Source organism: Streptomyces yangpuensis (assembly GCF_001005295.1).
GTDB lineage: Bacteria > Actinomycetota > Actinomycetes > Streptomycetales > Streptomycetaceae > Streptomyces > Streptomyces yangpuensis.
The window spans coordinates 1,613,009-1,636,376 of record NZ_LBMK01000002.1 but is presented as its reverse complement, the minus strand read 5'-3'; the positions used below and the strand labels follow the sequence as shown (position 1 = coordinate 1,636,376).

The 23,368-nt window shown below is 72.7% G+C and carries 23 protein-coding genes and 1 pseudogene; 15 read left to right on the top strand and 9 right to left on the bottom strand.

Annotation, left to right across the window (positions count from 1 at the left end; genetic code table 11):
- Positions 1-471: 471 nt before the first annotated feature.
- A complete protein-coding gene (locus tag AAT21_RS12545) occupies positions 472-903 on the top strand; it encodes an NUDIX hydrolase (protein ID WP_235438763.1) in 432 nt (143 codons plus the stop codon).
- Positions 904-1,483: 580 nt separating this feature from the next.
- Here AAT21_RS12545 and AAT21_RS12540 read toward each other — a convergent pair.
- The gene (locus AAT21_RS12540; RefSeq protein ID WP_046776688.1) at positions 1,484-2,449 is read right to left on the bottom strand and encodes a pirin family protein; all 966 of its coding nucleotides are present in this window, start codon (positions 2,447-2,449) and stop codon (positions 1,484-1,486) included.
- Positions 2,450-2,553: 104 nt separating this feature from the next.
- Here AAT21_RS12540 and AAT21_RS12535 point away from each other — a divergent pair, with 104 nt between their 5' ends.
- From AAT21_RS12535 to AAT21_RS35410, 7 genes are all read left to right on the top strand, one after another.
- A complete protein-coding gene (locus AAT21_RS12535) occupies positions 2,554-2,904 on the top strand; it encodes a tetratricopeptide repeat protein (protein ID WP_046776687.1) in 351 nt (116 codons plus the stop codon).
- Positions 2,905-2,953: 49 nt separating this feature from the next.
- Positions 2,954-4,165 carry a methyltransferase gene (locus AAT21_RS12530; RefSeq protein ID WP_046776686.1) on the top strand — a complete coding sequence of 404 codons (1,212 nt, stop codon included), beginning with the start codon at positions 2,954-2,956 and terminating at the stop codon, positions 4,163-4,165.
- A gap of 28 nt (positions 4,166-4,193) precedes the next feature.
- A complete protein-coding gene (locus AAT21_RS12525) occupies positions 4,194-4,967 on the top strand; it encodes a MerR family transcriptional regulator (protein ID WP_235438762.1) in 774 nt (257 codons plus the stop codon).
- 108 nt (positions 4,968-5,075) lie between these two features.
- Positions 5,076-5,705, top strand: a complete 630-nt coding sequence (locus AAT21_RS12520) for a DUF6230 family protein (RefSeq protein WP_046776684.1) — start codon at positions 5,076-5,078, stop codon at positions 5,703-5,705.
- Entirely contained in the window at positions 5,696-6,274 is a 579-nt protein-coding gene (locus AAT21_RS39660; RefSeq protein WP_268768171.1) for a DUF6114 domain-containing protein, read from the top strand. The genes AAT21_RS12520 and AAT21_RS39660 overlap by 10 nt, the downstream gene beginning before the upstream one ends.
- Positions 6,271-6,921 (top strand): hypothetical protein, encoded by a 651-nt coding sequence (locus tag AAT21_RS12510; protein WP_046776682.1) that lies wholly within the window; start codon positions 6,271-6,273, stop codon positions 6,919-6,921. The genes AAT21_RS39660 and AAT21_RS12510 overlap by 4 nt, the downstream gene beginning before the upstream one ends.
- A 118-nt stretch (positions 6,922-7,039) precedes the next feature.
- Complete coding sequence (locus tag AAT21_RS35410) at positions 7,040-7,378, top strand: DUF2087 domain-containing protein (protein ID WP_079025699.1); 339 nt, start codon at positions 7,040-7,042, stop codon at positions 7,376-7,378.
- Here AAT21_RS35410 and AAT21_RS39655 read toward each other — a convergent pair.
- The 3 genes from AAT21_RS39655 to AAT21_RS38330 all read right to left on the bottom strand — a co-directional run bounded on the left by AAT21_RS39655 (position 7,351) and on the right by AAT21_RS38330 (position 9,909).
- Positions 7,351-7,473, bottom strand: a complete 123-nt coding sequence (locus AAT21_RS39655; RefSeq protein ID WP_268768170.1) for a hypothetical protein — start codon at positions 7,471-7,473, stop codon at positions 7,351-7,353. The genes AAT21_RS35410 and AAT21_RS39655 overlap by 28 nt on opposite strands.
- A gap of 86 nt (positions 7,474-7,559) precedes the next feature.
- A complete protein-coding gene (locus AAT21_RS12500; RefSeq protein WP_052757733.1) occupies positions 7,560-9,296 on the bottom strand; it encodes an immunoglobulin domain-containing family protein in 1,737 nt (578 codons plus the stop codon).
- 73 nt (positions 9,297-9,369) lie between these two features.
- A complete protein-coding gene (locus AAT21_RS38330; protein WP_046776681.1) occupies positions 9,370-9,909 on the bottom strand; it encodes a neocarzinostatin apoprotein domain-containing protein in 540 nt (179 codons plus the stop codon).
- A gap of 176 nt (positions 9,910-10,085) precedes the next feature.
- Here AAT21_RS38330 and AAT21_RS12490 point away from each other — a divergent pair, with 176 nt between their 5' ends.
- On the top strand, positions 10,086-10,286 hold the full coding sequence (locus tag AAT21_RS12490; RefSeq protein ID WP_046776680.1) for a DUF5988 family protein: 201 nt from the start codon (positions 10,086-10,088) through the stop codon (positions 10,284-10,286).
- A 150-nt stretch (positions 10,287-10,436) separates the two neighbouring features.
- Here the strand turns inward: AAT21_RS12490 and AAT21_RS12485 are convergent, their stop codons facing one another.
- The 5 genes from AAT21_RS12485 to AAT21_RS12465 form a co-directional block, all read right to left on the bottom strand.
- Entirely contained in the window at positions 10,437-11,870 is a 1,434-nt protein-coding gene (locus AAT21_RS12485; RefSeq protein WP_046776679.1) for a dihydrolipoyl dehydrogenase family protein, read from the bottom strand.
- 41 nt (positions 11,871-11,911) lie between these two features.
- Positions 11,912-12,319 carry a thioredoxin family protein gene (locus AAT21_RS12480; RefSeq protein WP_046776678.1) on the bottom strand — a complete coding sequence of 136 codons (408 nt, stop codon included), beginning with the start codon at positions 12,317-12,319 and terminating at the stop codon, positions 11,912-11,914.
- Between the two features lie 156 nt (positions 12,320-12,475).
- Positions 12,476-13,915, bottom strand: coding sequence for an aldehyde dehydrogenase family protein (locus AAT21_RS12475; protein ID WP_046776677.1), 1,440 nt, complete (start codon positions 13,913-13,915; stop codon positions 12,476-12,478).
- A gap of 188 nt (positions 13,916-14,103) precedes the next feature.
- On the bottom strand, positions 14,104-15,303 hold the full coding sequence (locus AAT21_RS12470; protein ID WP_046776676.1) for a thiolase family protein: 1,200 nt from the start codon (positions 15,301-15,303) through the stop codon (positions 14,104-14,106).
- A 304-nt stretch (positions 15,304-15,607) separates the two neighbouring features.
- Positions 15,608-16,627: a LacI family DNA-binding transcriptional regulator gene (locus AAT21_RS12465; protein WP_046776675.1), complete on the bottom strand. Its 1,020-nt coding sequence runs from the start codon at positions 16,625-16,627 to the stop codon at positions 15,608-15,610.
- A 432-nt stretch (positions 16,628-17,059) separates the two neighbouring features.
- On the opposite strand from AAT21_RS12465, the gene AAT21_RS12460 reads away from it, so the two are divergent.
- The 6 genes and pseudogenes from AAT21_RS12460 to AAT21_RS12435 all read left to right on the top strand — a co-directional run bounded on the left by AAT21_RS12460 (position 17,060) and on the right by AAT21_RS12435 (position 23,366).
- A complete protein-coding gene (locus AAT21_RS12460) occupies positions 17,060-17,842 on the top strand; it encodes a DUF4190 domain-containing protein (protein ID WP_046777312.1) in 783 nt (260 codons plus the stop codon).
- 321 nt (positions 17,843-18,163) lie between these two features.
- Positions 18,164-18,832 (top strand): hypothetical protein, encoded by a 669-nt coding sequence (locus tag AAT21_RS34415; RefSeq protein ID WP_157879671.1) that lies wholly within the window; start codon positions 18,164-18,166, stop codon positions 18,830-18,832.
- Positions 18,833-18,900: 68 nt separating this feature from the next.
- The gene (locus AAT21_RS12450; protein WP_079025584.1) at positions 18,901-20,346 is read left to right on the top strand and encodes an amidase; all 1,446 of its coding nucleotides are present in this window, start codon (positions 18,901-18,903) and stop codon (positions 20,344-20,346) included.
- A gap of 163 nt (positions 20,347-20,509) precedes the next feature.
- Positions 20,510-20,950: a DUF7144 family membrane protein gene (locus AAT21_RS12445; protein WP_046776673.1), complete on the top strand. Its 441-nt coding sequence runs from the start codon at positions 20,510-20,512 to the stop codon at positions 20,948-20,950.
- 27 nt (positions 20,951-20,977) lie between these two features.
- Positions 20,978-21,561, top strand: a pseudogene (locus AAT21_RS12440) (O-methyltransferase); the annotation flags it as partial.
- A gap of 503 nt (positions 21,562-22,064) precedes the next feature.
- Positions 22,065-23,366 (top strand): ice-binding family protein, encoded by a 1,302-nt coding sequence (locus tag AAT21_RS12435; RefSeq protein WP_046776672.1) that lies wholly within the window; start codon positions 22,065-22,067, stop codon positions 23,364-23,366.
- Positions 23,367-23,368 lie beyond the last annotated feature (2 nt).

Here is a 23,368-nt window from a genome sequence, read left to right as displayed (position 1 = left end):
TCGGGCCCTCACCATGCCCACCGGCCGACACGACCTCCAACAACCTCGCTCAGCCGCCCAGCAACCCCAAGTGAAACGGCGAGGTTAGGCCATCCTGGTGGCATGGCGACCCTCCCGCAGGCTCCATGCCCCTCTTGCTCCGTTCCGCACGCCTTACTGCCTACAAAACGGATCGGGTACGGATCGGTCAAGGACCACAAGATCGAACCCCGGGCACTGGTGCTGTGTCCGGGCAGTATGGTCCACGTCGCTTACGCAGAGGCGCGGGCATGGCAGCTCGAGTTCGAGCGCGCACAGCAGGAGGCAGCGGCGCCGACCGCAGTGGAAGAAATGCTCTTCGAGGGATGAGGATCGGAAAGCCACACCGCATGCAACTCACCGCAGCAACGACGAGGGGCTCGCGACAGCCACCAGGCCCCGACGTCCCTCCGACGCCCAAAACCCTCCTCACCCCAAACGGCAGTGGCTGCCGTGAGTGACCGAGAGACGTCGCTGAATGACAACGCTCCACCTCAGCGTCGGGTTGCCGGGGCCGTTGTGGTTCATGAGGGTCGAGTACTACTCGTACGGCGACGAGTTGAGGAGGGCCAACTCTCATGGCAGTTCCCGGCGGGCAAAGTCGAACCGGGCGAGTCATGCGACGAAGCCGCCGTCCGCGAGACGAAGGAGGAAGCCGGCCTGGACGTGGTCGCCGTTATTCGGCTGGGCGAGCGGGTCCATCCCATCACCAGTCGGCAAGTGTCGTACACGGCCTGCAAGGTGGTCGGCGGGACCGCGCACGTGGCGGACGCCGACGAAATCGCTGAGGTCGCCTGGGTGACCCTGCCGGAGATCCCGCAGTCCATCCCGTACGGACTCTTCAAGCCGGTCCAGCAACACCTGGACGTTGCCCTTCGATCTTGACCACGGCAACCAGGACGAGAAGGCCTCGACCCCCGCAACAGCAGCCCACGGGCGTGGCGGCCTCTCATAGCGGCCCCGCACCCGGTGGGTTGCAGGCGGCCGAATGCGGCCGCCCGATTCCCGGGAGAGGGCAGGCCGCTGAAGCAGCCAGTCACCTCGGATCCGTAGGCCTCCGGCGCGCGCACGACGCTCCGTCACAGCCTGGCGGAGGGGGCTGGACAGGCAAGGGCGTTGTCACTTGCGCACAAGTTCCGCCACTCATGCTTCATCCACGGATCGAACGCCCTGGCCGGGTCCGGCGGAACGATCGTAGGAGCCGACGGCGCAGCGGCGACCCCCACTGCCCTTCGCAGGCAACCGGACTCGGCCAGCCAGCCGCCATATCTAACTACTCGTCAGTAAAGTCAGCAAAAGGTCAGCATTCGTTCGACCAAACTTGGTAACAGCCTGCAACACATGAGACTCGACCGTCGGCGTCGAAGGCTCTCGCACCAAGCCCGGCGGCCTCCCCTGCGCAGCCAAAAGCGGAGGGCCCGGAGCAAGCACCGCACCCGACCCTCGCCCCACACAGACCAGCAGTTCAGCGCACTCTTCCCCTGGCTTTCAGGTGCGTCGGCGGGAGTTCAGGAGCCGGAATCGGAGGTCCGTCGTAGCCCTTCACCTCTCCGTATCGCGACCCGCTCATCCAGTCTTCGCGGGCCTGCGCGATATCATCGTGGGAGCGTCCGATCCAGTTCCAGAACATCACGATCTCCTCCTCGAACGGTTCCCCGCCCAGGAGCATCAGGCCCGCGTCCGAGGCCGCGCGCACGGGGAGTTCCGTGCGGCCGCAGCCCAGGTAGAGCATCGAGCCCGGGAGGACCGGGACGCCGTCGACGTGGGCCTCGCCGGACATGGACAGGACGGCGTACTCGAAGTCCGGGTCGAGCGGGAGGCGGGTCTCGGTGCCCGCCGCCAGGGCCAGGTCCGCGCCCACGATCGGGGTGTACGCCGTGCCGGGCGAGGTCGCCGTGTCCAGGGTGCCCAGGATGACCGTCGCCGTCAGGCCCGGGGCCGTCACCGTCGGCAGGTCGGCGTGGTGCTGAAAGTGCGGTTCCACGTTGCGGTGGGCGTCCGGCAGGGCCACCCACAGCTGGGCGCCGTGCAGGAAGCGCGCGTGCGGGCGCGGGCTCTCCTCGGAGTGGCTGATGCCCCGGCCGGAGGTCATCAGGCCCAGCTCGCGCGGCCGGATCGTCTCCAGGCTGCCGACGCTGTCGCGGTGCAGCACCTCGCCCTGGTGGAGCCAGCTCACCGTCTGGAGTCCGGAGTGGGGGTGCGGTGCGACCTGCATGCCGGGCTCGTCGGCGATGTCGTCCGGACCGTAGTGGTCCACGAAGCACCAGGCGCCCACCATGCGGCGGCCCAGGTTCGGCAGGAGTCGGCGTACCTCGGTGGACTCCCCCAGCTTGACCGTGCGCGGGCTGAGGAGCTCGCGCACCGGTTCGGCCACGACGAATCCGCGGCCGCCGCAGGCGGAGAGAGCGGGCTGGCGATCGAGATTGCTCATGCGCACAACCTAGCCGCGAGGGGGCGGTCGTGTTGAGTGGAATGTTCCGGCGGCCACGCGTGTTGGAGCAGCGAACGGGCCACCTGAACGGCGGAAGGGACGCGATGAACGCGCCGACGGAGTACTACGAGCACGGGACGGCGGCCGAGCGCTGGGCGCGTGCCCAGCTCTTCTTCGAGGCGCGGGAGTACGCGACGGCCGCCCGGATCCTGGAGCCGCTGGCCGGCGAGGTCCCCGAGCAGCTGGCTCCGCGGCTGCTGCTGGCCCGCGCCTACTACCACTCCGCGCAGCTCTCCCGCGCCGAGCGCGAGCTGCGCTCCGTGCTGGAGCGCTGGCCGGTGGAGGACTACGCCCGGCTGATGCTCGGCCGCACCCTGGAGCGCCTGGGGCGGTCCGACGAGGCCCGCCCCCATCTGCGGATGGCCGCCGCGATGGCCGGGGACTTCCCCGAGTAGCCGCGCGTGTGCGGGGCCGGGCGGCCGCCTCGGTTAGCCTGGGGGCACGATGAACCGTCTGACCACGCCTTTCGGCTCCTACGAGCTCACCCGCTTCCCCGAGGACCCACGCGACCGGCTCCGTGCCTGGGACGCCGCCGACGAATACCTGCTGCGCCACCTCGACTCCGGTACGGGGGAACGCGGCCCGGTGGATCTGGCCGGCGCCGGGCAGATCACCATCCTCGGTGACCGCTGGGGTGCGCTGACGACGGCACTGGCCGCCTACCACCCGACCCAGATCACCGATTCGTACCTCTCCCGGGCCGGTACCGCGGCCAATCTGGACCGGGCCGGGATCGGTACGGCCAAGTCGACGGTGCGGCTCCTGACCACGCAGGACCCGCCGCCCGAGCGGATCGACGTACTCCTCGTACGGGTGCCCAAGAGCCTGGCGCTGCTGGAGGACCAGCTGTACCGGCTGGCCCCGCACGTGCACGCGGGCACCGTCATCGTCGGCACGGGCATGGTCAAGGAGATCCACACCTCCACGCTGAGCCTCTTCGAGAAGATCCTCGGCCCGACCAGGACCTCGCTCGCCGAGAAGAAGGCCCGGCTGATCTTCTGCACGCCCGGCGCCACCACCGCGGCGCGGAGCGAGGGCGAGGACCCGTGGCCGGTGACGTACAAGCTGGACCAGGAAGCGGGCTCGGGCGCCGGGCTGACGGCCGTCAACCACGCCGGGATCTTCTGCGCGGACCGGCTCGACGTCGGCACGCGCTTCTTCCTGCAGAGCATCCCGACCAACACGAACGGCGCCCGGGTCGTGGACCTGGGATGCGGCAACGGCATCGTCGGCACCGCCGTCGCCGTCGCGGACCCGCGCGCGGAGATCGTGTTCACCGACGAGTCGTACCAGGCGGTCGCCTCCGCGAAGGCCACCTTCCGCGCCAACGTGCACCGCGAGCGCGAGCGGGCCGACTTCCTCGTGGGCGACGGCGTCGCGATGCTGGATCCGGGCTCGGTCGACCTGATCCTGTGCAACCCGCCCTTCCACTCCCACCAGGCCACGACGGACGCGACGGCGCTGCGCATGTTCGCCCAGTCCCGCAAGGCGCTGCGGACCCACGGCGAGCTGTGGGTGGTCGCCAACCGGCACATGGGCTACCACACCCACCTGCGCCGGCTCTTCGGCAACAGCGAAGTCGTCGCGAGCGAGCCGAAGTTCGTGGTCCTCCGGGCGGTCAAGCAGGATCGTCCGCGCGGCACACGCCCCATGTGACCTGCCGGTACGTCCTACACTCTGGCGCGTGAGCAGCCAGGTGGGGGACGGAAGCGGTCAGGTGGGGGACGCGAGCGGTGGCGGGCGCTACCGCCGGGAGGACGTGGCCCGGGCGGCCGGCGTCAAGGTGCGCAACCTGCGCTACTACCAGGAGCGCGGGCTGCTCCCGCCGCCGCGCCGGGAGGGCCGGATCGCCTGGTACTCCGACGACCACCTGACCCGGCTGCGGCTGATCAGCGACCTGCTGGGCCGCGGCTACACGGTCAACGGCATCGCAGAGCTGCTGAACGCCTGGGAGGAAGGCGGCGGACTGTCGCAACTTCTGGGCCTGGAGCGGGAGATGACCCGCGACTGGGTGCAGGAGGAGCCGGTGACGCTGACCCGGGCCGAGCTGCGCGAGCTGTTCGGCCCGACAGCCACAGCGGCGGACACCCGGCGGGCCGCGGAGCTCGGCTACGTCACCGTCGACGGGGAGCTGGTCACCTACCCGAGCCGGCGACTGCTGGAGGCGACGCTGGCGCTGGTGCGGCAGGGGGTGCCGCTGACGGAGATCCTGGACGCCGGGGAGTTCGTGCAGGCGCAGGCGGCCGCGCTCGCCGACCGGTTCGTCGGACTGTTCCGGCTGCACGTGATCGGCGCGGAGGGACTGGAGTTGCTTTCGGCCACCCAGATCCAGCACATCACGGCGGCGGTGACGGCCCTGCGGCCGGTGGCGGGCGAGGTCGTGGCCACGGAGTTCGCCCGGGCGATGGCCCGGCGGGTGGACGCGGAGGTCGCCGAACTGCTGCGTACGGAGCAGTAGGAGACGGCTCAAAGGGCGCACTCGCACAACCTTGCCAACCACCATTGGCACTCTTACATTCAACTCGTCGGTAACAACGGTGCACAGCCGAAAACAAGGGACGTTCCCATGACCGGTTCCCCCCACTTATCCGACGATCGCAGCGACTCCGGCCGCGTCCGCTGGCGCCGGTTCGCCGTCCTGACCGTTCCCGCCGTCGCGGTGACCGCGGGCCTCGGCATCGCCCTCGCCCAGGGCGCACTGGCCGCCTCGTTCGCCGTGTCGGGACAGCAGTTCAAGGTGTCGGCGAGCAGCCTGGAGGGCGAGGGCTTCGCCCAGTACGGCGGCGTCGACGTCAACGCCCGCGAGGAGCTCATCCCGGTGGCCGTCACCGCCATCCGGGAGGCGAAACTCAGCAATCTCTGCCAGTCCGTGGTCACCACGCTCCCGGTGATCGGGGACATCTCGCTCAACCTCACCGCGGGCAGGAAGACCCCCGTGGAGGCGAGCAACCTCTTCGTCGACGCGACCCAGCTCGCCGGCGACGCCGTGTTCAGCAACATAGAGATCGGGCGGGACGCCTCCACCCTCGACAAGGGGCCGGCCGACGCGCAGGGCATGCAGGACCTCTTCGCCCAGCAGGCCGACACGGTCCGCATCACCGGCCTCCAGCAGACGGCGTGGGCGACGAACGCCGGCACCTTCAAGCTCTCCGGCCTCAGCATGAACGTCAGCAAGGGCAAGAAGGAATGCTTCTGAGCCGCCGTCAGCGATGGCGTCGGTGGCGGCGCAGCAGGCCCTTCTGGGGCGGGCTGTTCGCGATCCTGGCCGGGACGTGGATCTGCGTCCTCCCACTGGCGCCGTTGAAGATCATGCTCCAGCAAGGCGTGGCGGGAATCCCGTCCGTCCTGATGGGCATCGTGATGGTCGTCCTCGGTCTCACCGCCTGGTTCTCGCCGCCCCAGCGCGGCCTCGCGGGTGTCCTCACCACCGTGATCGCCACGGCCGCGCTGGTCCTGTCGAACCTGGGCGGGTTCCTGATCGGCACCCTCCTCGGCATCCTCGGCGGCGGCCTGATGTTCGCCTGGCAGCCGTACGCCGCCCGGCGCGCCGGGGACTCGGACGCAGCCGGCGCCTCGGGCGGCGCCGACACCTCGGGCGGCGCGGGAGAGGGGGCGGAACCCGCCCCTGCTCCCATCCCCTCTCCCCCTCTCACCCCGGTCCACGCTCCGTCCCCGCCCCGGACCGCGGTCCCCGCTCCGGCTCCGCCCCGGAGCGCGACAACTCCCCCCACCCCGCACTCCGATCCCCAAGGAGCACAGCCATGAGCCGCACGCGCACCGCGCTCGCCCTCGGGACGGCCGCCGCCGGAGCCATAGCGCTCGCCTCGGTCACCGCCTCCGCCGCTCCCGTGCCCGTGGCCGGGTCGACCACGGTCACCCCGGCCGGCCACGACTTCAAGGCCGTCCTGAGCGGGAAGGCCACCCTCAAGGCCGGTTCGGTCACGGTGACCTGCACGGTCTCCGTCTCCACCGGAACGGTGCCGGCCGCCCCCGGCAACAGCAACCCGGCCGGACCGGTGTCCTCGCCGATCTCGCCGCCGACGTACAGCTCCTGCACCTCCAGCATGCCGGGGGTGACCCCGACCATCACCACCAGCGGTGCGTGGGCGGTGTCCATGCAGGACGGCGCGCCGATCACGGCCACCATGACCGTGCCGGCCGGCGGGCTGGTGCTGAAGACGACCGGGCTCGCCTCCTGTACGGTCACGGCGGCGCCCACGGCCCCGGCGAGTGTCGCCGGTACCTGGGCGAACGGCAGTCCGTCGAGCCTGACCTTCACCAACGCCTCCGTACCGGTCAAGGTCACCGGTGGGTTCGGCTGCCCGACGAGCGCGTCCGCGTCCGTCTTCAACGCCGTCTACCAGGTCTCCGACGTCACCGACCCGGCGCAGGACATCACCGTCGGCCCCTGACCGCGCCTCACCCGTACGAGAACAGGCCCGTACGAGAACCCGTCCGGCCCCGGAGCGCTCCGGGGCCGGACGGGAAATCGGGTTGCCCGGCCGTATCGGCCGCGAGAGGGTCGACGGCATGTCGCAGAGCACCCGAACCCCCAAGCAGTCCGACCAGCAGCAGTCCGACCAGCAGCAGTCCGAACCGCGCCCGGTCCGCCGGGACGTCAGCGACCTCTTCTCCGGCGGGCGCCTCGTCGCGATCCCGCGCAAGGCCGCCCGGCGCGAGCAGTTGCTCCTCCACCTGGCGCAGACCCTCTTCCCGGCGGACCGCACGTACACGGAGCCCGAGGTGAACGAGGCCCTGCGCACCGTGCACGAGGACTGCTCGGCGCTGCGGCGCTACCTGATCACCTCGGGCCTGCTCACGCGGACCCGCGACGGGCGCAACTACCGGCGGCCGACGACCACCCTGTAGTGCGTGGTCAGCCGGCCGTCGTCACCGAGCACATGGAAGGCGACGGCCGGCGGTTCGCCGAGGTGGACGTCGCCGAGGCGGGCGATCACGATCACGTGCGGTCTCTCCTGGGTCTCTGGTCGGGAGAGGCGGTCGACACCTTCAACGAGAGCTGATCGCCCGGTCGTTCCCGTCGCGGACCTCAGCCTGTACGGCTCGGGCGGGTGCGGCGTAGCAGTACCCACCCCGCCGCCGTGAGCACGAGTGCGGCGCCCGCGAGGGAGGCCACGGCCGTTCCGGTGGAGGCGAGCGCGCCGCCGGCGGGGGTGGTGCCCGTACCGCCGACCGTGGTGCCGGACGCCCCGCCGGCCGTACCGCCGGCCGGACCCCCGGTCGAACCGCTTGCCGCACCGGCCCCGCCGACGGTGGCCGCGGATCCGTCCGGGCCTGCCGAGGCGGCCGGGCCACCGGACCCGCCGGAGCCGCCTGCCCCGTTCGAGGTGCCCGCCGTACCGCCGCCTCCGTCCGTCGTGGTGTCCGCTGCGGTGACGGTGAGCACGGCCGGGTCGGTGCGGCCGGTACCGGCGTCGTTGGTGAACTCCGCCCGGTAGCGGCGGCCGTTGTCGGCGGTCGTGGCCTTGAAGGCGTACGTGGCGGAGGTCGCTCCCGGAACGGCCTGCCAGGTCCGGCCGGTGTCCGTGCTGACCTGCCAGGCGACGGTGGGCGCCGGGGTCCCCTCGGCCTGCGCGGTCAGCGAGACCTCGGCGCCCGCGCCTACGGTCCGGTCCTCGGGGCTCCGGGTGACCCGGGGGGACATGGAGCGCTCCAGCCGGGTGATCCGGCCGGCGGCCGGATCCGACACGAAGACGGTGGCGCCACCGGGCTGGACGGCGACGGCGGCACTGCCCGACTGGGCATGGTTGCCGGGCAGTACGACTGGCTTCGCGGCCTCCTTGAGGTCGCGCGTGCGGTGGACGGTGAGCGCACCGTTGTCGTCGCTGCCCGGCTGGGAGGTGTCCCCGGGGTCCTGCCACACCACGAAGGCCTCGTGCGTGGCGGCGTCGAACCCGGCCGCGCGGGGCATGTCCGCCCCGCCGCCGCCCTCGATGACACCGATCCGCCGGCCTGCCGCGTCGTGGACGACGACAGAGGTGTCCAGTCCGACCCACACGGCGCCGGTCTCGGGATCGACCTCGGTGAAGCCCCCGAAGCCGTCGCCCGCCGGGAGTTCGACGGTCGCCGCGACCTGGAAGGCGGCGAGGTCCACGCGGTACATCCGGCGGTTGCCGAGGTCGGTGAACCACAGCGTGCCGCGCGCCCGGTCGTAGGCGAACCGGTCGCCGCCCTCCAGCGTGAGGGAGCGCCTGACGACCGCGGTGGCGAGGTCGACCTCCGACAGTACGGAGCCCTGCGCCACCAGCACCGTCGAGGGGTCGGGGCCCGGAGCCGCGTCGGTGACGGAACCGCCCGGCACCCAGGCCCCGGCCGCCGCGGCGTCCCCGTCCTTGGCGGTGCCGATACCGCGCAGCGGATAGACGAAGACGGCCCCGTCCCCGGGCAGCGGCGCGACGAGCTGCCGCACGGCCCGGCGGCCGAGCGTGCCCGTGGGGCCCGGGGCCTGGCTGACGGTGCTGCGGACCGTGCCGTCGGCGGGTTCGAGGACGTGCAGACCGCTCTCGTTGGACCCGGTGGTCTCGGGCAGGTCCTCCGAACCGACGTACAGCTTCTTCGAGTCGGGGTGCAGGAGCAGGTCGCGGGCCCGGCCGGCCGTCGTGAACTGCGCGGTCGCCCGGTACACGACGGTGCCCTGCGGCACCTCGCCTCCCTCACCCCCGGCGGCCTGGACGGGGCTGCCGGCGGCAGCCGAGGCCAGCACGAGCGCGAGCGCCGCGGAGGCGGCTCCGGCGCGGCCGGGGGTGAGCGGGTGTCGGGGTGTCATGGCTTCCTCGTCGACGGGCGGACCTGCTGCGGAACGACGACCGGCTGTGGAACGAACGGGGCGCGCCGGAGCGTCAGTTGAAGGTCACCGGGACGTGGACGTCGTACGTGCGGTTCGAGGAGTTGAAGTGGTCCGCGCGGGTGACGACGGCGCATTCGACCGTCTCGCCGCAGATCTGGCCGCCACCCAGGTCGGCCTTCACGTGGATGGTGACGCTGAAGGTTCCGCCCGGAGAGAACTTCGAGGTGTTGGCGAGGGTGCCGCCGAAGACGTTGTTGACCCAGTGCGAGGCGCCGGTGGTACCGGCCTGGTCCGAACCGCCCAGGCAGGGGGTGGGCTTGCTCGCGCCCTGCGCCCCGTTCACCGCGCAGAGTCCTACGTATATGCCCCTGCCGGGGTTGAAACCGCTGCCGCTGACGGTGACGTTCTGTCCGGCCGCGGCGGCCGAGGAGGGCGCCGTGACGCTGAGGTTGTAGGTGGTCGAGCCGTCGGTGACCGTACGCGTCGAGGTGGCGGCCGCGGCGGAGCCGGCCGCGCCGACGGCGAGCGCGACGGCGGCGGAGGCGGCGACGGCCGCGCGGGCGGCGGTTCGGGGCAGGGAGGAAGCACGCATCACGGGAACACCTTTCGGGTGCGGGAATCAGCGAAACTGAGGTAAGGCTAACCTAATTTCGATCAAGGGTGTACGGCTGATTCACGCCACGTGACCACCCGTCGGAACAGGTCACGGGCCCCCGCGGGCGGCTCTCTCGTGATGCGGGCGAGCGCGCGGATGGGAACACTGGGGGCATGGCGAACAAGGCAGCCCTGGAGGGCGGCCCGGACGATCTGCAGGAACGGATCGTCGAGGCCGCCCCTCCCGGCGAAGACCTCAAGATTGCGCACCGCGGCGGATACGAGCACTTCCGGAGCACGTCGCGGACCCAGGAGGGGCCCGAAGGACCGCTCCCGGTCTACGAGTGGTGGGAACGCACAGAGATCGCCGAATGAGGCCGGACGCCGCCGGCCGGGACGGCCGGCGGGCCAGGCCCTGTCGTCGAAGTCCCGCCTGGCCCGCGGCGCCCGGCACGGGCCTGACCGGCGCTACTTCGGCAGTACCTGGCTAGTGCTGCGACCGGAAGGGTTCACCGGGTCACAGCACTAGCCCTGGTCGCGGTAGGCCTCCAGCAGGCGCAGCCAGATCTCGCTGACGGTCGGGAAGGCCGGTACGGCGTGCCACAGGCGCGCGACCGGGACCTCACCGGCGACGGCGATGGTGGCCGCGTGCACCAGCTCGGCGGCGCCGGGACCGACGAAGGTGGCTCCCAGCAGGACCTCCCGGTCGAGGTCGACGATCATCCGGGCCCGGCCACGGTAGCCGTCGGCGTACAGCCCGGCACCGGAGACCCGGCCCAGGTCGTAGTCGACGGCGCGCACCCTGTGACCCGCCTGTCCGGCCTCGGCCAGGGTCAGGCCCACCGCGGCCGCCTCCGGGTCGGTGAAGACGGCCTGCGGCAGGGCGCGGGTGTCGGCGGTGGCCGTGTGGGCGCCCCAGGGTGCGGTGTCCAGCGGGGTGCCCGCCGCACGGGCGGCGATGGCGGCGCCCGCGATACGGGCCTGGTACTTCCCCTGATGGGTGAGAAGAGCCCGGTGGTTGACGTCCCCGACGGCGTACAGCCAGTCGAAGCCCGGCACCCGGCAGGTCTCGTCGACCCCGATCCAGCCACCGGGGGCCAGTCCGACGGCGTCCAGCCCGATGTCCTCGGTCCGCGGCGCCCGGCCCGTCGCCATCAGCAGTTCGTCGCCCTCCACGGCCTCCCCGCCCTCCAGCACCACGCGGACCGGCCCGGTCGGGTTCTCCCGTACGACCGACTCGACGGCCACACCCGTACGGACGTCCGCCCCGGCCTCGCGCAGGGCGTCGGCGACGAGTTCCCCCGCGAAGGGCTCCATCCGCGGCAGCAGCCGGGAGCCGCGCACCAGGACGGTCACCCGCGATCCGAGTCCCTGCCAGGCCGTGGCCATCTCGGACGCCACCACCGAGCCGCCCACGATGACCAGCCGGCCGGGCGCCTGCCGCGCGGAGGTCGCCTCCCGGCTCGTCCACGGGCGGGCTCCCGCGATCCCCGGGAGGTCCGGGACCACGGCCCGGGTCCCGGTCGCGACGACCACCGCGTGCCGGGCCGACAGCGTGCGCTGCTCGCCGTCGGGGCCGGTGACGGCCACCGTGCGGTCCCCGACGAGGCGGCCGTGGCCGCGGTGGATGTCGGCGCCGATGGAGTCGAGCCAGTCGATCTGGCCCTGGTCCTTCCAGTCGCCCGTCCAGTAGTCGCGGTGGGCGTACACCGCCGCCGTGTCCAGGGGGCCCTCGACGGCGCCCGCCAGACCCGGCACCCGGCGGGCGTCGGCCCGCGCCAGCACCGGGCGCAGCAGTGCCTTGCTGGGGACGCAGGCCCAGTACGAGCACTCCCCGCCGACGAGTTCGTTCTCCACGAGGGCCGTGCTCAGCCCGGCGGCGCGGGTCCGGTCGACGATGTTCTCGCCGGCCGGTCCCCCGCCGAGCACCACGACGTCGTACTCCACGGCTTCAGTCATGCGGCCCAGTCTCACCGCTGAGCGGCGGCCGCGTCACGCACTCAGGCCTCCGGCGTGCCGGTGCCCTGGCCGCCTGGATCCTGCGCGCCCTGCTGCGAGGCGGCGATCTTGGCGCGTACCTCGTCCATGTCAAGGGCACGGGCCTGCCCGATGAGGTCGGTCAGGGCCGCCTCGGGCAGGGCACCGGGCTGGGCGAAGATGGCCACCTGGTCCCGGACGATCATCAGTGTCGGGATCGAGGTGATCTGGAAGGCACCGGCCAGCTCCTGCTGGGCCTCGGTGTCCACCTTGGCGAAGACCAGGTCGGGGTGGGCCTGCGAGGCACGCTCGTAGACGGGCGCGAACTGCAGGCACGGCCGGCACCAGCCCGCCCAGAAGTCGATCAGCACGAACGGGTTCTCGCTGACCGTCCGGTCGAAGTTTTCCTTGGTGAGCTCGACTGTAGCCACGGTGTCCGGACCTCCTGATGTCTGGCGTCTGCTGATGGAACGAACGACCTGCCCCCGGCATTCCGCGGTTCCGTCCGGCGCGTGCGTCCGGGGCGTGCGTCCGGGGCGTGCGTCCGGGGCGTGCGGCGGGCACCGGACGGACCGGCGGGACGCCCCTCAGAACGGGTGGCCCGCCGGGGTGCTGCGGGCCGTGGTCCAGCGCAGTTCCGTGAAGGCGTCCAGGTTGGCCTCCCCGCCGAAGCGGGCGCCGGTTCCGGAGGCGCCGACACCGCCGAACGGGGCGACCGCCTCGTCTCCCACCGTCTGGTCGTTGACGTGCGCGATCCCGGTCGGGATCCGCTCGGCCAGGTCGAGGCCGCGCCCCATGTCGCGGGTCACGATCCCGAGCGACAGGCCGTACGGTCCCGCCGAGGCCAGTTCCACCGCCTCGTCCTCCGTCGCGAAGGACCGTACCGGCGCAACAGGGCCGAAGACCTCCTCGGCGTAGGCGGGGGTGTCGTCGGCGACGCCCGCCAGTACGGTCGGCCGGTAGAAGAGGTCCCGGTGCGTGCCGCCCGCGACGAGCTTGGCGCCCGCCCCGGTGCTGGCCTCCACCAGGCCGTGCACGCGGTCCACCTGGGCGCGGTCGATCAGCGGGCCCAGGTGGACCTGCTCGCGGTACGGGTCCCCCACGGCCAGTTCCTCCGCGCGGGCGGCGAGCCGCTCGACGTACTCGTCGTAGAGCGAGGCGTGCACCAGGTGGCGGCCGGCCGTCATGCAGATCTGGCCCTGGTGGAAGAAGGAGCCCCAGGACGCCTGGGCGACGGCGTCCCCGACGTCGGCGTCGCGGAGCACCACGAGAGCCGAGTTCCCGCCCAACTCCAGGTGTGCGCGCTTGAGGTGGCGGCCGGCCAGTTCCCCGACGGTACGGCCGGCGGCGGTGGATCCGGTGAAGGACACCACCCGCACCAGCGGGTCGGCGACGACCGCGGCGCCCGTCGCGGCGCCGCCGGGCAGGACGTGCAGCAGCCCGTCCGGGAGTCCGGCGGCGGCGAGGACCGCGGCGAGCGCGAGTCCGCCGCAGACCGCCGTGCGCCGGTCCGGCTTGAGCAGCACCGCGTTGCCGAGCGCCAGCGCGGGCGCGACCGAGCGGATCGCCAGGATGAGCGGGGCGTTGAAGGGGGCCACGACACCGACCACACCGGCCGGCACCCGGCGGGTGAACGACAGCCGCGGGGCCTCGCTCGGCAACACCTGGCCGGTGGGGCGCGAGGCCAGCGCGGCGGCCTCGTAGCACTCCTGCGCGGCGACGTGCAGCTCGAAGTCGGCCTTGCCGGGTATCGACCCGGACTCGCGCACCAGCCACTGCCGCAGCTCGTCGGCGTGGGCGGTGAAGAGGTCCCCGGCGCGGCGCAGCACGGCCGCCCGGTCCGGGTGGGTGGTGCGCGCCCAGTCGCGCTGTGCAGCCCGGGCGCGCAGGGCGGCCTCCGCGATGTCGGCGGGCGCGGCCAGGTCGAGGGTGGCGAGGGTGCGGCCGGTCGCCGGTTCGACGACCGGGGCCGCGCCGCCGGTGAGTGTGGGTCCGTCCTGCCAGAGCGTCGGGTCGAGGAGCGGCATGGCGCGGGGCCTCCGGGTGGGGATGGGCGGGATGCCGGGCGGGGGGGCGGCAGCACGCGCCATCGTGCCAGACCGGAGGCGCCACTTCTGTTCAGTTATTGGGCAGTTGACGACGAACGCTGACCGGAAACGATCGACGCCCGGGTGGGGGTGGGGTCGGGGCCGGTCCGCGCCGAGTCAGCGCCGGGTCAGCGCTCCAGGACGAGCGCGATGCCCTGCCCGACGCCGATGCACAGCGCCGCCATGCCCGTACCGGAGCCGGCCGCGGCCAGCTGGTGCGCGACCGAGCCGGCCAGCCGGGCGCCCGAGGCTCCGAGCGGGTGGCCGATCGCGATGGCGCCGCCACGCGGGTTGACCACGGCCGGGTCCAGCTCGGGCCAGGCCGCCAGACAGCCCAACGCCTGTGCCGCGAAAGCCTCGTTGAGTTCGAGGACGGAGATGTCGCCGAAGCCGCGTCCGGCCTTGTCGAGGGCGCGCTGCACGGCCTCCACCGGGCCGAGGCCGAAGAGCTGGGGCTCGATGCCGGTGACGGCGGAGACGCTGATACGGGCGAGCGGCTCGCGGCCGGTGGCGGCCAGGCCCGCCTCGTCGGTCAGCAGCAGGGCGGCGGCGCCGTCGTTGAGCGGGGAGGCGTTGCCGGCCGTGACCGTGCCCCGGCCGTCCGTCCGGAAGGCGGGCTTGAGCCTGGCGAGCGCCTCGGGCGTGGAGCCCTCACGGATGCATTCGTCCCGGGCCAGGTCCACGCCCTCGTAGGGCACGACCTCCCCGTCGTACAGACCGGCGGCCCAGGCGGCGGCGGCCTTGCGGTGGCTCTCCAGCGCGAAGGCGTCCTGCGCCTCGCGGGTGACGGCGTACTTGTCGGCGATCAGTTCGGCGCCCTCGCCGAGGGAGGCGGTCCACTCGGCGGGCATCCGCGGGTTCGTCATCCGCCAGCCCAGCGTCGTGGACCACATCTGCTGGTGCCCGGCGGGGAAGGCCCGTTCGGGCTTCTGGACCACCCAGGGGGCGCGGCTCATCGACTCGACGCCGCCCGCGATGGCCACCGAGGCGTCGCCGAGCGCGATGGACCGGGCGGCCTGGATCACGGCCTCCAGGCCGGATCCGCAGAGCCGGTTGACGGTGACCCCGGGGACGGTGACGGGCAGACCGGCGAGCAGTACCGCCATGCGGGCCACGTCGCGGTTGTCCTCGCCCGCGCCGTTGGCGTCGCCGAAGACGACGTCGTCGATACGGGCCGGATCGAGGTCGGGCGTACGGTCCACCAGCGCGCGCACCACGTGCGCGGCCAGGTCGTCCGGCCGGACCCCGGCGAGGGCGCCGCCGAACTTGCCGATCGGGGTGCGGACGGCGTCGACGACGTAGACGTCGCGGACGGTGCGGATGCTCATGGGGTCTCTCCTGGGCGGATCCGTACGGGCGCGGGCGCATCGGTGCCGGTGTCGGCACCGGGGCACGCCACCGGGCACGCCCGGTGGGGCGCGCCCGCAGTCTCCGTCCGCAGGTCACCGCCTGTCAACGGCCCCCTGGGGATGCGGGCCGCCGGACGGCCCCGCACGACCGGTCCGGCCGGGTGGCGGCGGGCCGTGGGGCGTGGGGCGTGGGGCGTGGGGCAACGGGGGTCGGACCTGGGCGGGTGCGCCGGACCTGGGCGGGTCGGAGTGTGCGGCTCGGGTGGGCCGGATCCGGGTGACGTCAGGTCGACTCGCGGCGGACGGCCTCGGCGGTCATCAGGTCGTGCCGCTCGGTGACCTCCGACGGTTCGCGCACCGCGCGGTCCACCAGCGACGCCAGGTGGTCGCCCGTCGGCATCTCGATCCGCACCGTACTCAGCCGGGGCCGCAGCAGCCGTCCGATGAGCAGGTCGTCGGCGCCGATCACGGCGACCTCCTCGGGAACGCGCAGCCCTTCGTCCTGCAGGGCCCGCATGAGCAGCATCGCGTACTCGTCGTTGTAGGCGAACACCGCGTCCAGCCGCAGTCCGCGCCATCGGGCGGCGAGTTCCGCCGCCGACTCCTCCGAGTAGGCCATCGGGAGGGCCTCGACCTCCGCACCCTCCACCCGCCGGGCACCCGCCAGCCGGGGTGCGGAGAACAGCTCCATGCCCTCCTCCCGGGGAACCACCACGCCGATCCTGCGGCGGCCCCGCCCGACCAGGTGCGCGGCGGCCCGGGCGCCGACCTCCTGCTGGTCCATGACCAGGGCGTGCGCCCCGGGAACGCCGACCGGCCCCATGGTGATCACGGCGCGTGCACCGGCCCGCTTGAGGGTGGCGACGTCGTGCGAGGAGAGCGTGGTCCCGCCGAGGGATATGACCGCCACGGGACGCAGTTCCGCCCATGCCCGCGCGGCCTCGTCCCCGCTGAGTCCGAGGCTCCCGTACTGCACGACGGTGTAGTCGAGTCGGCGCAGCGCCCACTGGAGTTCGTTGAGGAAGGTGCTGTACAGGGGCCCGATCGGCACGTGCGGGGTGGGCAGCAGCACGATCCTGGTGTGTCCGGCGCGCAGACTGCGGGCGGCGGCGTGCGGGACGTACCCGAGTTCCTCGGCGGCCTCGCGGACCCTGCGGCGGGTGGGCTCGCTGATCCGGACGGCCTCGGCGTTGTTCAGCACGTACGAGACCGTGGCGCGGGACACGCCCGCGCGCCGGGCCACGTCCGCGCTGGTCGGGACGGGGAGCGGCAGCGGCTTCGGCGACTTCGATGACTCAGACATTGCCGAGGCATCTTTCCAGAACGCATGCACCCCAGGTCTGGCGGATGGCCGAAATCAGGTGCCACACCGTGATGACACGAGTCATTGGCACGTGTTACTGCAGCCGTGCATCCTCATCGCACCCCCCTCGACCCGTGCGTACCCGCACGTGGCGCGTGCCCCGTCGTGCCGCCACCCTGTCGTGCTCCGTCGCACCCTCGCCGTCGCGACATGGCGGCGCGCACCCCTGGTGTGGCGTGCGCCGAGCCTCATTGGCCCGTACTTTCGACCGGAATTCTCCGTTCACCGCGACGACTTCGACGGGGCACGGCCTCCCTGGGAGGGTGGGTCCTGGACGCGCCGTCGCGTCAGGGGCTGGAGATACCGGGGCTCGGGATGTCGGTGCCCCGTGCGACCATCGAGCTCACCCTCTGAGCAAGGAGCTCCCCTCGCATGTCCATACCGCCCGGTCCCCCGTCGTCCCCCGAGCCGTACCCGCAGCCGGGACCGTACGGACAGCCGGGGCAGCCCGCGCCGTACGGCGGCCCGCAGGGCTGGTACGTGCCGCCGGCGCCGCAGAAGAACAACGCGCTGGCCATCGTCGCGTTCGTCATGTCGCTCGCGTGCGCCCTGCCGCTGGTCCCCCTGGTCCTCGGCATCGTGGCCCTCTCCCAGATCCGCAAGCGCGGCGAGAAGGGCAAGGGCTTCGCCGTGGCGGCGATCGTCATCCACTGCGTGACGATCGCCTTCTACGGAATCCTCCTGGTCCTCGGCATCTCCGGCGCGCTGGACGACGGCCCGTCGCCGAAGCGCGATGCCGGCGGCCAGGTCACCGACTCGGGTTCCAGCAAGGTGAGCGACATCCGCAAGGGCGACTGCTTCAACACGGGCGGCGACCTGGCGGAGTACCAGGACGAGGACGGCGGCCAGGCCTCCTTCTCGGTGCGCGTGCTGCCCTGCGACCAGCCGCACGAGGGCGAGGCGTACGCGGTCTTCAACCTGGACGACGGGGCGTACCCGGGCACGGAGAAGGTCACCGCGCTCGCCGAGGAGAAGTGCTCCGGCACGCTGCTGACGGACTACGTGGGCAAGAACCCCAAGCTCTCGGAGAAGCTCGAGGTCTTCTACTACTTCCCGCAGGCCACCACCTGGGCCCTCGGTGACCGCGAGGTCACCTGCTTCCTGGGCGACACCAGCGGCGCCAGCACCGGCTCGGCCCGCGCCACCGGCTCCTGACCCCCGGTCACCGACGCCGTACCGCATCACCCCTGCGCGGGGCCGCCACCGAACCCGGTGGCGGCCCCGCCCTCTTGCCCGCCCGACGCGGATACGGACCTCCTCGCGTCGACCGCGGCGCGGCGCCACACGGGCGCGCGGCCTCCCTCTCCCGCCGACGGGGCCGCGACCACTTGCGCAGGCTCTCCGGGAGGGGGAGCGTGATGTGCAACTCGGCCTGCCGACGCAGGCCGCGTACTCGAACGTGCCTGCTCTGCTGCCCCGTTCGGCGGGCCGTGGTGCACCCGGGCCGGTGTCAGTGGTGGTTGCGACACTGGCCCCATGAGCGACGAGAGAGCGAACGAAGGCCGGGTGGATCCGCGGGACCTCCTGCTGCGGACCGACTGGAACGCGGTGGAGCACTGCTGCCCCGAGGTGGCGCCGGCCACGCCCGTGATGCTGCTGGAGCTGCTGGACGACGACCCCGCCGTCCAGGGCTGGGCCTTCCGTGCCCTGGTCGAGGCGCACACGCGCCAGCAGGTGTTCTACACGGCCACGGCTCCCGCCGCCCGGTTCGTGGCCGCCGTCCTGGGGGATCCGCGGACGCTCGCACCGGTCACCGACCGTGTCGCGCAGGAGGAGGTCGAGTTCGGTCCGCAGGCCCCCTTCCTCCTGCGGGCCGGTCTGCTGACCTGGCTGGGGGACTCGGTCGTCGAGGCGATCGCCCAGCGGGAGCGGCCCTACGGCGAAGCGGAGGACCTCGAGGCGTTCCTCGACCTCGCCCCGGAGTTCCACGCGGCCGCGCTGCCCTTCCTCGACGCCGGGTCGGCCGAGGTCCGCGCGGCGGCTCTGGGTCTCGTCCTGGCCGTTCTCCGGCTGCCCGCCCTCGCCGACCGGATACCGGGCCACCAGGACCGCGTCCGCGCCACCGCCCTCCGCGAGGGTCCCCACCGCCTGCGCGCCGTCGACACGCTCGCGTCCTGGGGCGAGGAGGTGTCGCATCTGCTCTGACGGATGACGTGGCTCCCCCTCCCCGTTACCGTCTTCCTACCGATCGGTAATGGGGGGAGTGGTTCACGATGTCGCAGTCCTCGGGTCCTGCCACGGCAGCGGTCCCGGCTCGGTCGGGAGCGGAGTCGGCGACGGCCGGCGGACTGGTCGGGATGGCCGCCGCCCTTGCCGAAGGGAGCGTTTCGGCAGTGCAGTTGACCGAGCAGGCGTTGGGCCGGATCGCGGCATCGCAGCCCGAGCTGAACGCCTTCCGGACCGTGCGCGCCGAAGCCGCGCTCGCCGAGGCGGACGCGGCCGACCGCAGGCTCGCCGCGGGCGAGCGGCTGCCGTTGCTGGGCGTGCCGCTCGCGGTGAAGGACGACATGGACGTGGCCGGCGAGCCGACGGCGTTCGGCTGCGCCGGCTCCTTCGCCCCGAAGACCGCCGACAGCGAGGCCGTGCGGCGACTGCGGGCCGCCGGTGCGGTCATCGTCGGCAAGACCCAGACGCCGGAACTGGGCCAGTGGCCCTTCACCGAGGGCGGGGCCTTCGGCGAGACCCGCAATCCGTGGAACCGGTCCTACACACCGGGCGGTTCCTCCGGCGGCTCGGCGGCCGCCGTGGCGGCGGGCCTGGTCCCGGCCGCGCTCGGTTCGGACGGCGCCGGGTCGGTGCGGATCCCCGCCGCCTGGACCCATCTGGTCGGAGTGAAACCGCAGCGCGGCCGCATCTCCACCTGGCCGGAGCCGGAGTCGTTCAACGGGCTCACGGTCAACGGTGTGCTCGCCCGGACCGTGGCCGACGCGGCGCTCCTGCTGGACGCGGCGAGCGGCCCGCACCCCGAGGACCTGCACCGCCCGGCGCGCATCTGCGCGGTCGAGGCGGCCCGGCGCACCCCGCGCCGGCTGCGGATCGCGCTGTCCTTCAAGATGGCGTTCACGGCGACGCCCAAGTCGCTCGACCCGGAAGTCCGTTCCGCGGTGGAGCGGCTGGCGGCCCGGCTGGAGTCGCTGGGGCACGAGGTGATCCTGGAGGACCCCCGCTACGGCCCGATCGGCCTGACCTTCGTACCCCGTGCGACCAGCGGCGTACGGGACTGGGCGGCGCGGATGCCGGATCCGGCGCTGCTGGACCCGCGGACGCACGAGGCCGTACGGACGGGCCGGCTGCTGGGAGGCCTGCCGCTGCGGGTGTCCCGTCGGGCGGAGGCCCTGCTGCGCCGGCGGGTCGGCGAGATCTTCGGTCGCTACGACGTGGTCCTGACCCCGACGACGGCCACTGCGCCGCTGCGCGTCGGGGCGCTGGCGGGGCTGGGGGCCATGGCCACGGACCGGGCGATGATCGCCGCCTGCCCGTACGCCTGGACCTGGAACGTCCTGGGCTGGCCCGGAGTGAACATCCCGGCCGGGTTGACGGACGACGGGCTGCCCATGGGAGCCCAGTTGCTCGGGCCCGCGGACTCGGAGCCGTTGCTGCTGGGGCTGGCGGCGCAGGTGGAGGCGGTCGAGGGCTGGGCGGCACGGCGCCCGGGCTGAGGGGAAGCCGCCGCCAGGGCGGGCGGTCGCGGCGAGGTGATGCGGATATGCAGGGGGGCGGACAGGCCGGAATGCAGAGGGTAGGCCCCCGTGACACGCTGAAGGGGGGATCTCGCCGGTCCCGGCCCTGCCCGGCCCGGCCCTGCCACCCAAGGAGACCGAAATGGCCACTGACGCCAGCAGGCCCCAGGCGGCCCGCACGCACCCGGACCCGTGGCACGCGGCCACGTCGGGCAGAACCGTCATGGCGGCAGTCCTGATGATCTTCGGTGGAGCGATGGCGTTCTTCGAAGGGATCGCCGCGCTCGCAAGCGACGACCTGTTCGTCGTGACGCGTCACTACCTCTTCGAGTTCAGCCTGACCGGCTGGGGCTGGGTCCACCTGATCCTGGGCATCGTCCTCGTCGCCGCCGGCTGCGCCGTCCTCTTCAGCGGCGCCCTGTGGGCGCGTTATCTGGGTATCACCGTCGCCGGACTGGGCGCCTTCGCGAACTTCCTGTGGCTGCCGTACTACCCCTTGTGGGCGCTGGTGCTCATCGCCGTCAACATCCTGGTCGTCTGGGCGCTGTGCACGGGCGCGCACCACGAGGCGGACGCACCCTGACCGGACCATCCTTCACATGCACCGAGGGCCGCCGCCGCGGACAGCGAGGCCGCGGGGCTTCCCGCCCATCAGGTCGCACCGAACCAGGGCAAGTTGCTGAACCTCCTGGCCCGGATCCGCGGCGCCCGCACCATCCTGGAGATCGGCACCCTCGGCGGCTACAGCACCACTGGCCGGCCAGAGCGCTGCCCGAGGGCGGGCGGCTGGTCACGCTGGAGGTCGACGCGCGCTGCGCCGACACCGCCGCCGCCGACATCGCCCGTGGCGGGCTGGAGGACAGGGTCGAGATCCGTCGTGGCAGGGCCGTCGACCAGCTGCCGGAGCTGACCGGCCTGGCCCCCTTCGACCTCGTGTTCATCGACGCGGACAAGCCGTCCAACCCCGCGTACCTGGAGTGGGCCCTCCGGCCCACCCGGCCCGGCAGCGTCATCATCGGCGACAACGTCGTCCGGGACGGCGCCGTCGCCCCCGCCTGTACCGACCCCCGGGTCCGGGGCGTGCGCCGCTTCACCGAACTCATCGCCGAGCACCCCCGGCTCACCTCCACCGCCCTGCAGACCGTCGGCGGCAAGGGGTACGACGGCTTCGTCATGGCCCTGGTCACGGGCTGAGCCCCGCTGCCCGATCCGCTCGTGCGACAGCCCAGGCCATCCCCTCCGCCCGGTCATCGCGGGCCGGGCCCTTCCCCAGCCGCCTGGCACCCTCAGGGCATCGCGAACTGCGCCCGCACCGGGGGCGTTCTCTGTGCCCAACGTTGCGGATGTGGCGACGGACTGCCGCCACGCCCGTCCCGCGGAATTCGCGAGATCGCCTGACTGGCGGTACGTCCCCGTGTGCGGGGGCGGAGTCCATTTGGGCAAGTGTGCGGTGCTGCCTCATGTGAGTTAATTCAGCTCTACCCATTCGGGGGAATGTCGGATGATCGACAACCCCAGTTCGATTACTTTAATCGCAATTTCGACCCTGGAATGCTTTTGTATTAATCCCCCCTTCCCGCCTTACCCGTGATTGGTGCGCGAAATTTCCTGCGTGATATGCGGCGGCGACACACCACGGCGTCCCGGGCCGGCGGTAGGACCCGGGACGCCACCGCCTCCACAGGAAATGGCTCTTGATGAAGCTGAAGTTCCAAGCGGCTCAGCGTCGCGCCCTGTCCGGCTGGCTGGCCACGGCCGTCGCCGGAACGGTTGCCGCTGTCATGGTCGCCGGATTGCCCACGCCGGCCTTGGCTATCGCTACGCCGGTGCCCCTGGCCACAGCCGCCAGCTACTCTGTTCTGGCAGGTCAGGGAGTGACCAACACCGGACCCTCCGTCATCGGTCACGACCTCGGGACACACCCGAACCCGGCCATCTCCGGATTCCCGCCCGGCTTGGTGCTCGGCGCCGTGCACGCTGCGGACGCCGTGGCGCTCCAGGCCAAGTCCGACCTGGTCCAGGCGTACAACAACGCTGCGGGCCAGGCCACGGACTTCGCGCTCCCGGCGGGAATCGGCGCCGGCCAGACACTGCTTCCAGGCGTCCACACCGCTGTCGCCGGTGTCGGACTCACCGGCGACCTGATCCTGGACGCCGGGGGCGACCCCAACGCCGTCTGGGTGTTCCAGATCCCCGAAGCCCTGACGACGGCGTCCAACAGCCGGGTGCTCCTCACGAACGGCGCGTCGGCGTGCAACGTGTACTGGCAGATCGGGAGTTCGGCCACCCTCGGCACCACCTCCACCTTCGTGGGCACCATCATGGCTCTGACCTCGATCAGCGTCACCACGGGGACGAACATCGAGGGCCGGGCGCTGGCCCGTAACGGTGCCGTGACGCTCGACACCAACAGGATCTTCCTCGGCGGGTGCGCCACCGGCGGAACGACCACGGGCACGACCACCGGTACGACGACCGGCACGACCACTGGTACGACGACTGGCACGACCACCGGAACGACGACCGGCACGACCACCGGAACCACCGGAACGCCGACCGCCGGAACGACGACCGGCACGACCGTGGGTCTGATCGGTGGTGGTCTCCTGGGCGGACCGATCGTCGACCTCGTGTCGGGCGGCACCTCGGGGAACATCGCCGGCAACACCTCCGGGAACACCTCGGGCAACACGGCCGGGAACAGCACCGGTGGCAACACGACCGGCGGCAACACGACCGGCGGCACCATCACCGGGGGCAACGTCACCGGCGGGCACGGCGGTCGGCCCGGCGGCCCCGGCCACGGCGGACCCGGTGGCCCGGACCACGGCCTGGAGCACCACGGTCCGGAGCACGGCGGGCCGGGCAACGGGCACGACGAGGGACCCGGCAAGCCGGACCACCACCACGGCCACGGCCCCGACGGGAAGCCCGGTGACCACTACGGCTACGGCAACAAGCCCGCGGGCCACGAGGGCCACGAAGGCCACGAGGGCTAGGC